Source organism: Bacillus sp. NEB1478 (assembly GCF_031582965.1).
GTDB lineage: Bacteria > Bacillota > Bacilli > Bacillales > Fictibacillaceae > Fictibacillus.
Window position 1 is genome coordinate 1,822,769 of the sequence record NZ_CP134049.1, and the last position, 13,956, is coordinate 1,836,724.

Sequence of the window (13,956 nt, forward strand, 5' to 3'; positions counted from 1 at the left end):
CAATCTTCTCATTTCGATTGTTTTTGCAAAATAACCGGTCACACAAGAGGGAAATGATATAATTTATTTCATGGAGAGATGGATAAGTGAAGCAGTGGATTGTTGTTCTTTTTTTTGTAATAGTCGGATTAACACTTATGGTTGGTACTGAGATCAGTCATTCAACACAGAACTTTTAAAGATACTTTGGCTGACTGACGCCAAGTCTTAGTTGCGCTTATACTTTAACCATGGACTTGTCACAACATCGATGAATGTCATGTTAACAAGTCGTATTATCTTAAAGTGTAAGGAAATTTCCCGGCCATATAAATGCCGGGTGTTTTTCATTTAGGGGGCATTTCATGATTCATACCTTACTGGTTAGCGGATATAAAGCCCATGAACTTGGTATCTTTAGTGAGAGTCATGAAGGGGTATACTACATTAAGAAAGCACTGCAGCAACGAATTAGGACGCTGATTGATGAAGGACTTGAATGGGTAATCATCAGTGGACAGCCCGGAGTGGAATTATGGGCAGCAGAAGTTGTATTCGATTTGCAGGCGGAGTTTCCTGATTTAAAGCTTGCTGTACTTACACCCTTCCTAGACCAGGAAACGAGATGGAAGGAAAATGTTCAGGAGAAATACCAGGAAATACTGCTCAATGCCGATTTTGTGGATTCAGTAAGCAGGAAACCATATGAAAACCCACAACAGCTGCGCGTGAAAAATCAGTTTTTAGTTCAAAAAAGTGATGCGATTTTACTTCTTTACGACGAAGAAAAGGATGGCTCACCGAAGTATTATTTACAGGCCGCGATGAGTAAGCAGGAAATGGACGATTCTTACAAAATATATTTTATAACTCCTTATGATTTGGATATAATCGTTCAAGAAGAACAATGGAATCGAAACGAGTAAAAGAGAAAGAAATTGACATTTTGGTCATGATTTGAAAAAATGATCTTAGAATCTGTGTGAGGTGATTCACATGAGTGAACAACGTTTTCATTTAACGGCAAAAGACATATTGGAAAAAGACTTTAAACAAGGCTTTCGAGGTTATGATCAAGACGAAGTAGATAAGTTTCTTGATATGATCATCAAAGACTATGAGAACTTTCAACAAGAATTTGATGCGGTGGTTCAAGAAAATAACCGCTTGCGCAAAGAAGTCCAAAGTTCTTCTGATCAGCCTACTCGTCGCATGCAGCCTGTTACATCAAGCACGACGACCAACTCAGATATTCTTCAGCGTTTATCTAATTTGGAAAAACATGTTTTTGGCAGTAAATTATACGATTGATTCCAGTTTTTATCCATTTGATTTTTTGGTTTTCAACATGCTATAATGAATCTTGCTTTTAAAAACAAAATCAATAACGTTCGGGTAATCGCTGGACCTGATTTTCAGGTTTAGAGGAAAGTCCATGCTCGCACGGTTCTGAGATGACCGTAATGATCGTGCCTGGCCAAAAAATAAGCCAGGGTAGCTTGGTTTGCTTGTAAAAGCTTACTAGGCTAACGGCAGGGAACGCACCTAAGTCCTCTGGATATGGTGTTAATACCTTGAAAGTGCCACAGTGACGTAGTCCCAATGGAAACAAAGGGAGTGGAACGCGGTAAACCCCACGAGCGAGAAACCCAAATTATGGTAGGGGAGTTTCCTATTCGGAATTGAACGAATAGGAGAACAAGAAGCTAAGGCTTTTTGTAGATAGATGATTACCACCGGTGTACGAGGCTGTCAGCCGTTTGCAGTACTATGGAACAGAACATGGCTTACAGAACGTTATTGGTACCTAATTAAAGCTGAATGAGGGCCCCGCTTACCGGGGCTTTTTCTATTTACATAATAATTAAATGATCAAATGAACAGGGTATACTTATAGATAACGAATATATGCAACATTAAGGGAGTTACTGATATGGCTAAATTACGGCTGATTGCAACTGCGGCAATGGGACTCGAAGCACTTGTAGCACAAGAGGTTAGAGCGTTAGGCTTTGAAAATGTACAAGTAGAAAACGGAAAAGTATATTTTGACGGGGATGAGAAGGCGCTCGTAAAAGCAAATTTATGGCTGCGAACGGCTGACCGAGTAAAACTAGTAGTAGGCGAGTTTAAAGCCGAAACGTTTGATGAGTTGTTTGAAAAAACAAAAGCATTGCCATGGGCGGACTTTATTCCTGAGAACGGTGAATTTCCGGTTATCGGTCGTTCAGTCAAGTCAAAGCTATTTTCAATTTCAGACTGCCAGGCAATCGTTAAGAAGGCAGTTGTTGATAACTTAAAGACGGAATATAAGCGTAAAACATGGTTTCCAGAAGATGGAGCTTTATATCGTATTGAAGTTGCCATTCTTAAGGACATTGCAACGTTAACGATTGATACAAGCGGAACAGGTCTTCATAAACGAGGCTATCGTGAGCTGCACAGCGGTGCACCGATAAAAGAAACGATGGCTGCAGCACTCATAATGCTCACAAACTGGACGCCAGATAAACCATTCGTAGACCCTTTCTGCGGATCAGGTACTTTGCCTATTGAAGCTGCAATGATCGGGCAAAACATTGCTCCTGGCCTAAATCGAGAGTTCGCATCAGAAAAGTGGGATTGGATCGATAAAAAGATTTGGTATGAAGCTGTTGGTGAAGCACAAGACGTGGCTAAATATGATTTGCCACTTGATATTCAAGGATCTGATATTGACCACAAAATGATTGAGTTATCCATAAATAATGCAAATGAAGCTGGATTTGAAGATTTTATTACATTTAAACAGATGCAAGTGCGTGATTTTACAACAAGAAAAGAATACGGTTGCCTTGTTACGAACCCTCCTTACGGGGAGCGTCTAGGGGAAAGAGAAGAAGTAGCTCAAATGTACCGTGATCTTGGTAATGCCATGAGACCGTATGATACTTGGAGCGTGTATGTCATCACTTCTAACGAAAAGTTTGAAGAGTATTACGGTAAGTCCGCTACAAAAAAACGTAAACTGTATAACGGTGACCTTAAGACAGATTACTATCAATACTTTGGTAAAAGACCTCCGCGTCAACGAGACTGATTTTGTTTTAAGGAAAAAAAGCCCAAAAGCTGTTCGCGCTTTTGGGCTTTTTTTTGTTCAGACGAAATTTAAAAACGAAAAGCAAGTGCGTATAGAATTTACGTGGAATGCGTACCAGTTAAAAGATTACATACCTTAGAAAGAGTTTGAAAATAACTTTTCACAACAATTTTTTTGCCTTGAAATGTGTTTAATAACACCTGCTTAGCGTACATACTAGTTTAAATTACAAAAATGAAAGAAGGTTAGTACATGTACGTTCAGTATAGCCATTTATCAAGTATCCAAAAGGCTTATCATAATTTGCATCCTCATTTAGAGGATTGCCATAAAGAAGAGATACAGCAGCTGCTGCATCAATCTATCAGTCATTTTAACACCATTGATCCAAGTTTTTCAATGTATTCGGAAATGTTTAAAGAAGATTTTTAAGAAAATTAAAAGTGACCAGCAGGACTTTTTTATTTCGTAACGAATTCCTATAGCGGTATGTTTTTTATGATAACGTGAAGGGATGATTTTATTATGATGCAAACAAAATTGTCTGTTGAAAAAGAGTTCTTAGATTATGTAAAAAAGATGGTACACATTAACGAAGCAATTGGTTTAATGTATTGGGATCTCCGTACTGGCGCTCCAAAGAAAGGTGTAGAACAACGGTCTGAAGTGATCGGAACATTATCCGCAGACGTTTTTGCTATGTCCACATCAGAGGAAATGAAAGCATTTATTGAAGAGTTATCTAAGTCAGAAGTGCAAGATTCACTTTCTGATGTAACAAAGAAAACCCTTGAAGAAGTGAAAAAAGATTTTGAGCGCAATGCGAAGATTCCTCCAGCAGAATTTAAAGAGTATGTGATTCTTCAATCCAAAGCAGAAAATGTTTGGGAAGAAGCAAAAGGAAAATCCGATTTTTCATTGTTCCAGCCTTATTTAGAAAAACTCGTTGCATTCAATAAGAAATTCATCGGGTATTGGGGTTATGAAGGTAATAAATATAATACGCTGCTGGATATGTATGAGCCTGGTGTTACGGTCGAGATACTTGACGAGACATTCTCAAAACTGCGTGATCGCATCGTACCGCTTCTTCAAAAAGTGAAAGAAGCTGGACAGCCTGAAACGAGTTTCTTATTCGACCATTTTCCGAAAGAAAAACAAAAAGAATTTAGCTTGCATGTCCTTAAAGACATGGGTTATGACTTTGATTCCGGGCGATTAGATGAAACGGTTCACCCATTCGCGATTGGTCTAAACCCTGGTGATGTGCGAGTAACAACAAAGTATATGGAGAACGATTTCCGTACAGCGGTGTTCGGCACGATTCATGAGGGTGGACACGCACTTTATGAACAAAATATCTCTGAAGAACTTATGGGGACTCCGCTTTGTTCGGGAACTTCAATGGGAATCCATGAATCTCAGTCACTTTTCTGGGAAAATTTTGTCGGTCGTCACCATGGTTTCTGGAAAAATAACTATTCTATATTAAAGAATGTTTCAGGAGCACAGTTTAATGGTGTAGAATTAGATGACTTCTATCGCTCGATAAACGTTGTAGAACCTTCTCTAATCCGTATTGAAGCTGATGAGATGACTTATCCGCTGCATGTAATCGTGCGTTATGAGATTGAAAAAGGGTTATTTAACGATGAGATCGAAGTAAAAGACCTTCCGCGTATTTGGAATGAAAAAATGCAGGAATATATCGGTGTAACACCGAAAAATGATGCTGAAGGTGTTCTGCAAGATGTTCACTGGTCAGGCGGAAGCTTCGGATACTTCCCGTCATATGCACTTGGATACATTTATGCGGCTCAGCTGAAAAATGCAATGGTTAAAGATATTCCTGACTTTGATGCACTTATGGAAGCAGGAAACTTCTTGCCGATTAAAGAATGGCTAACTAAGAATGTTCATCATTACGGTAAAATGAAAAAGCCGATCGAAATCTTAGAAGATGTTACAGGTGAGGGATTGAATCCGGATCATTTGATTGCATATTTTGAGAAAAAGTACAGTGACATTTACCGATTAAACGGATAACTGACTTTTAGCCGGCTCTCCAGAGAGAATGCCGGCTTTTCTATGTAAATGTTTCAATTTTACTGATTTTGTCTAAAATCTATATAAATGATACAAGGAGGAGAATACAATGGGAGCAGCTACATCTCAAGACATTAAAAATTTGTTAGCGGTGAGAAAACGGATTGCTGTAGTAGGGTTGTCCGATCAACCTAATCGTACGTCATACAGAGTAGCAGAATACATGCAAAATGCTGGATACGAAATTATTCCTGTTAATCCGACTGTCACTGAAGTTTTAGGACAAAAAGCGTATGCTTCATTAGAAGAAATTAAAGGGCATGTAGATATCGTAAACGTATTCCGGCGCAGCGAATTCTTGCCAGAAGTTGCTCGATCAACAGTCGCTATCAAAGCTGGTTTTTTCTGGGCTCAGCTAGGGCTTTATAATGCTGAAGCTGAAGATATTTTGCAAAGTGCGACGATTCCTTATATTATGGATAAGTGCATTAAAGTGGAACATGCTATGATACGGTAGTAATGAACCACCCGCCACATACGGGTGGTTTTGCCATGCTCGTCCCTTTTCTCAAAACTAAAAGGACAAAAATAAATCACATGATGGCTAAAGGTTTTTATTCTTTTACCGAGAAATAAGAGGAGAATATACGGACAATGGTAGTATAGAAACAAACGTTCTGCTATGATTGTAAGTATTGCAGAAACGTGAAAGGAGCAACACATTTTGGCAAGTAAATCATTCATTGACTATAACGATGATGCCATCCAGGTACTAGAAGGATTAGAAGCCGTTCGCAAGCGTCCAGGTATGTATATTGGAAGTACAGATGCAAGAGGTTTGCATCACCTCGTATATGAAATTGTAGATAACGCTGTTGATGAAGCTTTAGGCGGATTCGGTGATTACATACATGTGAAGATTCATAAAGACAATAGTATTTCTGTGTCTGATGACGGCCGAGGTATGCCTACAGGTATGCATAAACTCGGAAAACCAACACCGGAAATCATTTTTACAGTATTGCATGCTGGTGGTAAATTTGGACAAGGCGGTTACAAAACATCAGGAGGACTTCATGGTGTAGGTGCCTCTGTTGTCAACGCTCTTTCAGAATGGCTGGAAGTAACGATCCACCGTGCAGGAAAAACATATCGTCAGCGGTTTGAAAATGGCGGTAAGCCAGCTACAACGCTCGAAGTGATCGGAAATACTCGGAAGACGGGTACGACTGTGCACTTTAAACCAGACCGTACGATGTTTTCTAATGTTAACTATAATTACGAAACATTATGCGAACGTTTAAGAGAAGCAGCATTTCTTTTAAAAGGAATTAAGATTGTACTAGAAGATGGCCGTAATGGAGAAAAAGAAGAATTTCAATTTAACACTGGTTTAGAAGCGTTCGTAAAATACTTGAACGAAGATAAAGATGCTCTTCATTCTGTTGTAAGCTTTGAAGGCACTCAAAATGAGATCGAAGTTGATTTTGCTTTTCAATATAATGACGGATATGCCGAAAATGTCCTGTCATTCGTTAATAACGTGCGTACAAAAGATGGCGGAACACATGAATCAGGTGCCAAAACGGCGATTACCCGTAGCATTAACGAATACGCCCGAAAAATAAATCTTTTAAAAGAAAAAGATAAGAACTTAGACGGATCTGATATACGCGAAGGATTAACAGCCGTTGTTTCCGTTCGAATTCCTGAAGAATTTCTTCAATTCGAAGGACAGACGAAGAGTAAACTAGGGACGAGTGAAGCACGATCTTGTGTAGATGCGGTTGTAGCAGGTAAGCTCGCTTATTTCCTGGAGGAAAATCCAGCTGTAAGTGAAATGCTCATTCGTAAAAGCATTAAAGCTGCTCAGGCTCGTGAAGCAGCTAGAAAAGCACGTGAAGATGCCCGAAATGGTAAGAAGAACAAACGCAAGGATTCAATGTTAAGCGGGAAACTGACTCCCGCCACTTCAAAAAATCCTGAGCGGAATGAACTATACCTTGTCGAGGGTGACTCTGCGGGTGGATCTGCTAAGCAAGGCCGAGATCGAAAATTCCAAGCGATTTTGCCTCTTCGTGGTAAAGTAATCAATACCGAGAAAGCAAAGCTTGCTGATATATTTAAAAATGAAGAAATTAACACAATTATCCATGCGATTGGTGCAGGTGTCGGGTCTGATTTCACGATGAAAGATGTCAATTATGATAAGATCGTCATCATGACCGATGCTGATACAGATGGTGCCCACATACAGGTACTGCTGCTTACATTCTTTTACCGGTATATGAAACCACTCATTGAAGAAGGTAAAGTATTTATCGCACTTCCTCCTTTGTATAAAGTGAGTAAAGGTTCTGGGAAAAAAGAAGTGATTGAATATGCATGGGATGAAGACGAGCTGAAAGAAGCACAGAAAAAGATTGGAAAAGGGTACATCATTCAGCGCTACAAAGGTCTTGGAGAGATGAACGCCGATCAGCTGTGGGAAACGACAATGGATCCTGATACGCGTACGTTGATCCGGGTACGTATAGATGACGCTGCCCGTGCCGAAAAACGTGTCTCCGTCTTAATGGGAGACAAAGTTGAACCACGCCGTAAGTGGATTGAAGAACACGTGGCGTTTGGACTTAATGAAGAAACGAACATACTAGATAATGAGAACTTGTCAGCTTCTGAGGAGGTTTAAAGATTGTCACTGCTTGAGAAATTTAGAGAGTTGCCGTTAGAAGACGTAATCGGCGACCGCTTCGGAAGATACAGTAAATACATCATTCAGGAGCGTGCATTACCTGATGCCAGAGATGGCTTAAAGCCCGTTCAGCGCCGTATTTTATACGCGATGTTCGCAGAAGGCAACACGAACGAAAAACCATATCGAAAGTCGGCAAAGACGGTCGGTAACGTAATCGGTAACTATCACCCACACGGTGATTCTTCCGTTTATGAAGCGATGGTCCGTATGAGTCAGGACTGGAAGGTAAGAAATGTCCTGATCCAGATGCACGGAAACAACGGAAGCATCGACGGAGACCCTGCAGCTGCTATGCGTTATACAGAAGCAAGACTTTCTGCGATCGCTTCTGAATTATTGCGTGATATTGATAAAGAAACTGTGGAATTCGCTCCTAACTTTGATGATACGACAGAAGAACCTATTGTATTGCCAAGCCGGTATCCGAATTTGCTCGTCAACGGGTCAACGGGAATATCTGCGGGTTATGCTACAGATATTCCGCCTCACCATCTTGGCGAGGTAATTGATGCGGTTATGATGCAGATTGATAACCCTGATGTTTCACTAGATGAACTGATGACAGTGATTAAAGGTCCTGATTTCCCGACAGGCGGGATCGTTCAGGGACTAGATGGGATCAAAAAAGCTTTTGAAACAGGAAAAGGCCGATTTATTATTCGTGCAAAAACAGAAATTGAGAACTTAAAAGGCGGACGCCAGCAGATCGTCATTACAGAAGTTCCTTTTGAAGTGAACAAAGCAAACCTCGTAAAACGTATGGATGAACTCCGCCTTGATAAGAAGGTTGATGGTGTAGCTGAGATCCGTGACGAGACAGATCGTACAGGCTTACGAATCGTCATTGAACTTCGAAAAGACGGAAATGCAGAAGGAATTCTAAACTATTTCTTCAAAAATACCGATCTTCAAATCTCTTATAACTACAACATGGTTGCGATTCATAATAAGACTCCAAAGCTCATGGGCTTAAAAGCCATCTTGCGCTCTTATATTGGTCATCAAAAAGAAGTTGTTACTCGCCGTACCGCATACGATCTTAGGAAAGCGGAGGAACGTTCACATATCGTTGAAGGTTTGATCAAGGCAATTTCGATCTTAGACGAAGTAATTGAAACGATCCGTGCTTCAAAAGATAAACGGAATGCGAAAGACAATCTCATAGAAAAGTTTCAGTTTACAGAAATTCAAGCTGAAGCGATCGTGACGTTACAGCTTTATCGATTAACGAACACGGATATCACAACACTTCAAAATGAAGCTGAAGAATTGGAAAAGAAAATTTTGTATTTGCGATCCATTCTAGATAATGAGAAGAAACTGTTTAATGTGATCAAAAAAGAACTATCTGAGGTTCAGAAGAAGTACGCTGATCCTCGCCGTTCACAAATTGTAGCTGAAATAGAAGAAATCAAGATTGATATGGAAGTCATGATTCCTTCTGAAGATGTAATGGTAACGGTAACTGAAGACGGTTATGTGAAGCGTTCGAGCGTCCGTTCTTACAGTGCATCAAACGGCGAAAAGCCTGGCATGAAGGATACAGATTCGCTGCTGCTATCTTCACAGCTGAACACAACGGAAACACTTCTGATGTTCACGAACAAAGGCAACTATATATATCTTCCAGTCTACGAAATGCCAGAGATTCGCTGGAAAGACATGGGGCAGCATTTAGCGAGTTTAGTTGGGCTTGATAAGGATGAGAAGCTGATAAAAGCATTTCCGATCAAAGAATTTGCAGAGGATCAATACCTCATATTCTTTACAAAACAAGGTATGGCTAAGAAAACAGAACTCAGCCAATATAAAGCAACACGCTACAACCGTACATTAATGGCTGTTAAGCTAAAGGGCGATGATGAAGTAGTAGATATTTCTTTATCGAATGGAAAACAAGATGTGTTTATCGCTACACACTTCGGTTTAGGATTATGGTTCGCTGAAGAAGAAATCAGCATAGTCGGCCAAAGAGCTTCCGGTGTTAAAGGGATTAACTTAAAAGCAGGCGATCACGCAGTAAGTGGATTTGCACTGCCGGATGAACCTGAAAAAGCACAAGTGATTATTGCGACACAGCGCGGTGCGTTGAAAAAAATGAAGATCACAGAGTTTGATAAAACGTCACGGGCAAAACGTGGTCTTGTAATGGTAAGAGAATTAAAATCGAATCCTCACCGTATCGTAGGTATGAAACTTGTCACAGAGGAAGAAACAGAGTTTGTTTTAGAGACGGAATCTGGAAAAGAAGAAACCATTTCAGCACATAATTATAAACCTGCAGATCGATACAACAATGGGTCATTCGTTATTGATACAGGTGAAACAGGTTCAATTACAAGAATAAAATCATTAATCTCAACTGAACAAACATCAAAAGAGTAGCATTTGCTGCTCTTTTCTTCTTTCTGTCAGAATGGATATATCAACTTAGAGAAAAGAGAGATACATAACATGAAAAGCAACACACATCTACTTGGAGGATTAGCAGCGGCTGCCCTGTATAAAACTGTGACTGATCTTCCGCCAGATACTTTACAGCATGAACTAACTTTTTTTGGTGCTGCAGTTTTGGGAAGTCTGCTGCCGGATTTGTGCCATCCTGGTTCGTTTTTAGGGAAAAAGACTAACTTTCTATCAAAGACAATATCGAAAACCTTCGGGCACCGAACGATTACACATAGCTGGATCATGATTCTTCTAGTGATGACATTGCCTAAATGGATTGATTGGGTCTATGAAGAGAGTTTAAGTGCTGGATTGGTAATAGGCGTAATCTCACATATTCTTCTCGATGCAGCAACCACTAGAGGTGTGCAGCTGTTATACCCGCTGCCGGTTCGTTTCAGGCTTCCTTTGTACACAAAAACAGGTTCAAAAACAGAGAATTATATCGCAACTATAATCAGTCTGCTGGCAGCCGTTCTGATGGTCCATATCTATATTGTTTCCTTATTTTAAAACGTGCTGTGAAGAAATTAAGGGTTTAAATTCCTTCCTCAATGGTAATACAACAATTGTATACACAAAAAGAGGAGTGGTGAATAATGGCAAGAATCGCAACAGTATTAGCTAACATGTTTGAGGATGTGGAATATACGGAACCAGCAAAAGCGTTTAGAGAAGCTGGTCATGAGGTAACTGTCATTGGAACGGAAAAAGGAGCAACACTAGAAGGAAAGCAGAAGGAAGCACAAGTCACCACGAACGCAGCTATCTCTGAAGTTTCACCGGAAGACTTTGACGCACTATTCATTCCTGGTGGTTTCTCACCAGATATTTTAAGAGGAGACGACAAGTTCGTTGATTTCACAAAACACTTTGCAGACGAAGGTAAACCGGTATTTGCGATCTGCCACGGACCACAACTCCTGATTTCGGCAGAAGTTCTGAAGGGAAGAAATATAACGGGATATAAATCTATACATGTGGATTTAAAGAATGCAGGAGCAACTGTAAAAGATGAGGAAGTCGTCGTTTGCGGAGGCAACCTGGTAACAAGCCGGCAGCCGGATGATATCCCCGCGTTTATTCGAGAGTCGTTAAAAGTTCTTGAACAATAAAATTTAAAAAGAGTTAATTTCTTTAGATGAAGCAAAAAGGCACCTGTTCTTCACAGCAGGTGCCTTTTTGCTTTTGTTTATTTTATATGTCAAGAACGTAAATAGATTATCAAGCAAATACCTTTGTGGATTGCTCTTGCGAGGCTTCGCGCTAATTTCAAACTTGTTTTTAGCTGTTGGAATTGAAGGAGCATATATGATAAAAAGGCAGAGCTATCCCACATTTGAAGTAATGAGGGATATTTCGCTCATTAATATATTTGAACGGGTTGAAGTAGTTATTGGTGTCGTTTGGATATTTGGAATCTTGGTAAAAATAGTGATTTGTTTCTTGGCCGTTTTAAAAGGTCTTCAACATATATCGAAACATGCTTCTTACCGGCCCTTTCTGCTTCCATGCGGAATATTGGTATGGGCAATGAGTAATCATCTTCATTCAAATACGATGGAGTTCACTGATTTTGTAGGACAGAATTGGACGCTTTGGTGGTTTTCGCTCTATGTCATTCTGTGTACACTCTTAGGGATTGGCATTTTAAGAAGAAAAGATAAAAATATTATTCCAGAACAAAGTGATCAGAAGTCCATTTAATTTCTATAGTATTTTTTATAAAAATGAACAAGTGAAAGAAGCGGCCAAATATAATCATAACTGTGATATCGTATATAAAACGCATCGGATAAGCCGGCTCCTGTGGGATAGCCGGTATTAATTTGTTCTGATATTAGGTAATTAACAGCCTTTTTCATTTGTTCAGATGGCTGCTTACATATGGAAGTAAGAGTGTTCAAAGCCCAAGCAGATTGAGAGAGGGTGCTGCCAGGCATTTTTACAAATTTTCTTTCAACGTCACTACGGCATGATTCACCCCATCCGCCATCAGTATTCTGATGTTCAAGCAGCCATTGTAAAGAGCGTTGAATTCTTCTGTCATTAGGATTTACTCCACATCCGATTAATCCTGTTACAGCTGCCCAAGTGCCATAAATGTAGCATATGCCCCATCGGCCATACCAGGAACCGTCTTTCTCTTGATTGTCCCAAAGCCAATGGATTGCCCTTTTTATAGATGGTTCTTGCAGGGTGAATCCATGGAAATTGCCAAGATACTCCAGAGTTCTTCCAGTTATATCAGGTGTTGATGGATCGATCAATGCATCTCTCGCATTTTTTATTGGAAGACCTCCAAGAAGATGACGGTTTGTATTTTTTTCAAACGCTGCCCAGCCCCCGTCATTGTTTTGCATGGATAAAAGCCACGATACACCTTTATAGTAACTAATTTGATATGAATCATGTGTATTATAGAAATTTTTAATCGAACGTAATGCAGCTTGAGTATCATCAATATCAGGATTTATCGTATCACCAAGTGAAAAACCCCAGCCTCCTGGCACTGCATTGGGATTATGAACAGACCAATCTCCGAGTTTATATTGCTGTTGAGTTAATAAAAAATATGCGCCTGTTGTGATTGCTTTATGGTTAATAGGAACTCCAGCTTCTTGTAAGGTGTAAAGAATAAGCGAAGTATCCCAAACCGTTGAAGGGGAGTTTTGTAAATGACTGGTTCCTTCAGCGTTACAAAACATTTTTGAAAGTCCATTTAAAGCGTTTTGTATAATCGAAGAACTTTTATCATACCCAGTAGCAATAAGACCGTAAATCATTAGGATCGTTGTCAGCCCGTAGCTTAATAACGTTCCGTCAGATTCAATATGATTATGAATATAAGTGAGGACATTTTGTTCATTGGCTCGTGTGAACTTCTCAGTAATGCTAAAAAGATTATATAAATTATGCCATTCTTCCCATTGTGAATCCTCGCATAGACTACCCAAAAGATGACTAAGATCAGGTGTATTTATAGATGTGAGCGATTTCTTTTCATAAGCCATCAGAAATACGGGAGCAAAATGAGCTCTCGCATATGAACTAATATCGTACATATTGATTGGGGCAGTTATGGGCAGGGAAAAGAGAACGGCAGGGTTGATTGGTAATGATGGCCAATCATACAATCCATTCATCGCTAAAAATGCTCTCGTTATTAAATTACAATTCTTAAATCCTCCTTTTTGGATGATAAAATCCTTCGCACTGATTAGCCTTGGATCACTTACACTTATTTTTTTAGAAAAAAGCAGAGCTACATAGGCTTGTATTGTAGAAGAAAGGTTCCCATCTTTTTCATCAGGATAGATTCTCCACAAACCATCATCCGACTGCTGAGAAAATATTCGGTCAGTTAGTTGTAGTATTAATCTTTCGTTATTCATTTCTAATGTCTGAGTCATCATTAACATAAAAGCATCTGTAATAACAGAGTTTTCAAAACAAAAGCTCCATGTTCCATCCTGATTTTGAAGGGATATCAATTCATTGCAGCGTCTATAGATCTCTTTTTCGAGCGCGCGCCAGTCCATTTCATATCACCGCACTTTATTCCATAGTGAATACAGTGTATGTGAAAGAAAGGTTATCCTATGAGTATAAAGGTTAAAACACTGTCATTTTTCGTGAAATAACG

12 protein-coding genes and 1 other RNA gene are annotated in these 13,956 nt (G+C 39.6%); 12 read left to right on the forward strand and 1 reads right to left on the reverse strand.

What is annotated here, in order from left to right; genetic code table 11:
* Positions 1-347 precede the first annotated feature (347 nt).
* The 12 genes from RGB74_RS09020 (at position 348) to RGB74_RS09075 (ending at position 12,017) form a co-directional block, all read left to right on the forward strand.
* Complete coding sequence (locus tag RGB74_RS09020) at positions 348-905, forward strand: SLOG family protein (protein ID WP_310762825.1); 558 nt, start codon at positions 348-350, stop codon at positions 903-905.
* A 70-nt stretch (positions 906-975) separates the two neighbouring features.
* Entirely contained in the window at positions 976-1,290 is a 315-nt protein-coding gene (gpsB, locus tag RGB74_RS09025) for a cell division regulator GpsB (protein WP_310762654.1), read from the forward strand.
* A gap of 76 nt (positions 1,291-1,366) precedes the next feature.
* Positions 1,367-1,774: RNase P RNA component class B (rnpB, locus tag RGB74_RS09030), an RNA gene on the forward strand.
* A 138-nt stretch (positions 1,775-1,912) separates the two neighbouring features.
* Positions 1,913-3,058 (forward strand): THUMP domain-containing class I SAM-dependent RNA methyltransferase, encoded by a 1,146-nt coding sequence (locus RGB74_RS09035; protein WP_310762655.1) that lies wholly within the window; start codon positions 1,913-1,915, stop codon positions 3,056-3,058.
* Positions 3,059-3,310: 252 nt separating this feature from the next.
* Positions 3,311-3,490 carry a hypothetical protein gene (locus RGB74_RS09040; RefSeq protein WP_310762656.1) on the forward strand — a complete coding sequence of 60 codons (180 nt, stop codon included), beginning with the start codon at positions 3,311-3,313 and terminating at the stop codon, positions 3,488-3,490.
* Positions 3,491-3,583: 93 nt separating this feature from the next.
* Positions 3,584-5,104: a carboxypeptidase M32 gene (locus RGB74_RS09045; protein ID WP_310762657.1), complete on the forward strand. Its 1,521-nt coding sequence runs from the start codon at positions 3,584-3,586 to the stop codon at positions 5,102-5,104.
* A 109-nt stretch (positions 5,105-5,213) separates the two neighbouring features.
* Positions 5,214-5,621 (forward strand): CoA-binding protein, encoded by a 408-nt coding sequence (locus RGB74_RS09050; RefSeq protein WP_310762658.1) that lies wholly within the window; start codon positions 5,214-5,216, stop codon positions 5,619-5,621.
* 207 nt (positions 5,622-5,828) lie between these two features.
* On the forward strand, positions 5,829-7,796 hold the full coding sequence (parE, locus tag RGB74_RS09055; protein WP_310762659.1) for a DNA topoisomerase IV subunit B: 1,968 nt from the start codon (positions 5,829-5,831) through the stop codon (positions 7,794-7,796).
* Positions 7,797-7,799: 3 nt separating this feature from the next.
* On the forward strand, positions 7,800-10,247 hold the full coding sequence (parC, locus tag RGB74_RS09060; protein WP_310762660.1) for a DNA topoisomerase IV subunit A: 2,448 nt from the start codon (positions 7,800-7,802) through the stop codon (positions 10,245-10,247).
* Between the two features lie 69 nt (positions 10,248-10,316).
* A complete protein-coding gene (locus tag RGB74_RS09065; protein ID WP_310762661.1) occupies positions 10,317-10,823 on the forward strand; it encodes a metal-dependent hydrolase in 507 nt (168 codons plus the stop codon).
* Between the two features lie 86 nt (positions 10,824-10,909).
* Positions 10,910-11,425 carry a type 1 glutamine amidotransferase domain-containing protein gene (locus RGB74_RS09070; protein WP_396136040.1) on the forward strand — a complete coding sequence of 172 codons (516 nt, stop codon included), beginning with the start codon at positions 10,910-10,912 and terminating at the stop codon, positions 11,423-11,425.
* Between the two features lie 43 nt (positions 11,426-11,468).
* Positions 11,469-12,017, forward strand: coding sequence for a GerAB/ArcD/ProY family transporter (locus tag RGB74_RS09075; RefSeq protein ID WP_310762827.1), 549 nt, complete (start codon positions 11,469-11,471; stop codon positions 12,015-12,017).
* Here the strand turns inward: RGB74_RS09075 and RGB74_RS09080 are convergent.
* Positions 12,014-13,852 carry a terpene cyclase/mutase family protein gene (locus tag RGB74_RS09080; protein ID WP_310762664.1) on the reverse strand — a complete coding sequence of 613 codons (1,839 nt, stop codon included), beginning with the start codon at positions 13,850-13,852 and terminating at the stop codon, positions 12,014-12,016. The two genes, RGB74_RS09075 and RGB74_RS09080, sit on opposite strands and share 4 nt — an antisense overlap.
* Positions 13,853-13,956: the final 104 nt, after the last annotated feature.

What these genes read in the sequence shown, in the direction of transcription:
- gpsB (WP_310762654.1), top strand. Translation starts at nt 976, where the DNA reads ATGAGTGAACAACGTTTTCATTTAACGGCAAAAGACATATTGGAAAAA.
- RGB74_RS09035 (WP_310762655.1), top strand. Translation starts at nt 1,913, where the DNA reads ATGGCTAAATTACGGCTGATTGCAACTGCGGCAATGGGACTCGAAGCA.
- RGB74_RS09040 (WP_310762656.1), top strand. Translation starts at nt 3,311, where the DNA reads ATGTACGTTCAGTATAGCCATTTATCAAGTATCCAAAAGGCTTATCAT.
- RGB74_RS09045 (WP_310762657.1), top strand. Translation starts at nt 3,584, where the DNA reads ATGATGCAAACAAAATTGTCTGTTGAAAAAGAGTTCTTAGATTATGTA.
- RGB74_RS09050 (WP_310762658.1), top strand. Translation starts at nt 5,214, where the DNA reads ATGGGAGCAGCTACATCTCAAGACATTAAAAATTTGTTAGCGGTGAGA.
- RGB74_RS09065 (WP_310762661.1), top strand. Translation starts at nt 10,317, where the DNA reads ATGAAAAGCAACACACATCTACTTGGAGGATTAGCAGCGGCTGCCCTG.
- RGB74_RS09070 (WP_396136040.1), top strand. Translation starts at nt 10,910, where the DNA reads ATGGCAAGAATCGCAACAGTATTAGCTAACATGTTTGAGGATGTGGAA.
- RGB74_RS09080 (WP_310762664.1), bottom strand. Translation starts at nt 13,852, where the DNA reads ATGGACTGGCGCGCGCTCGAAAAAGAGATCTATAGACGCTGCAATGAA.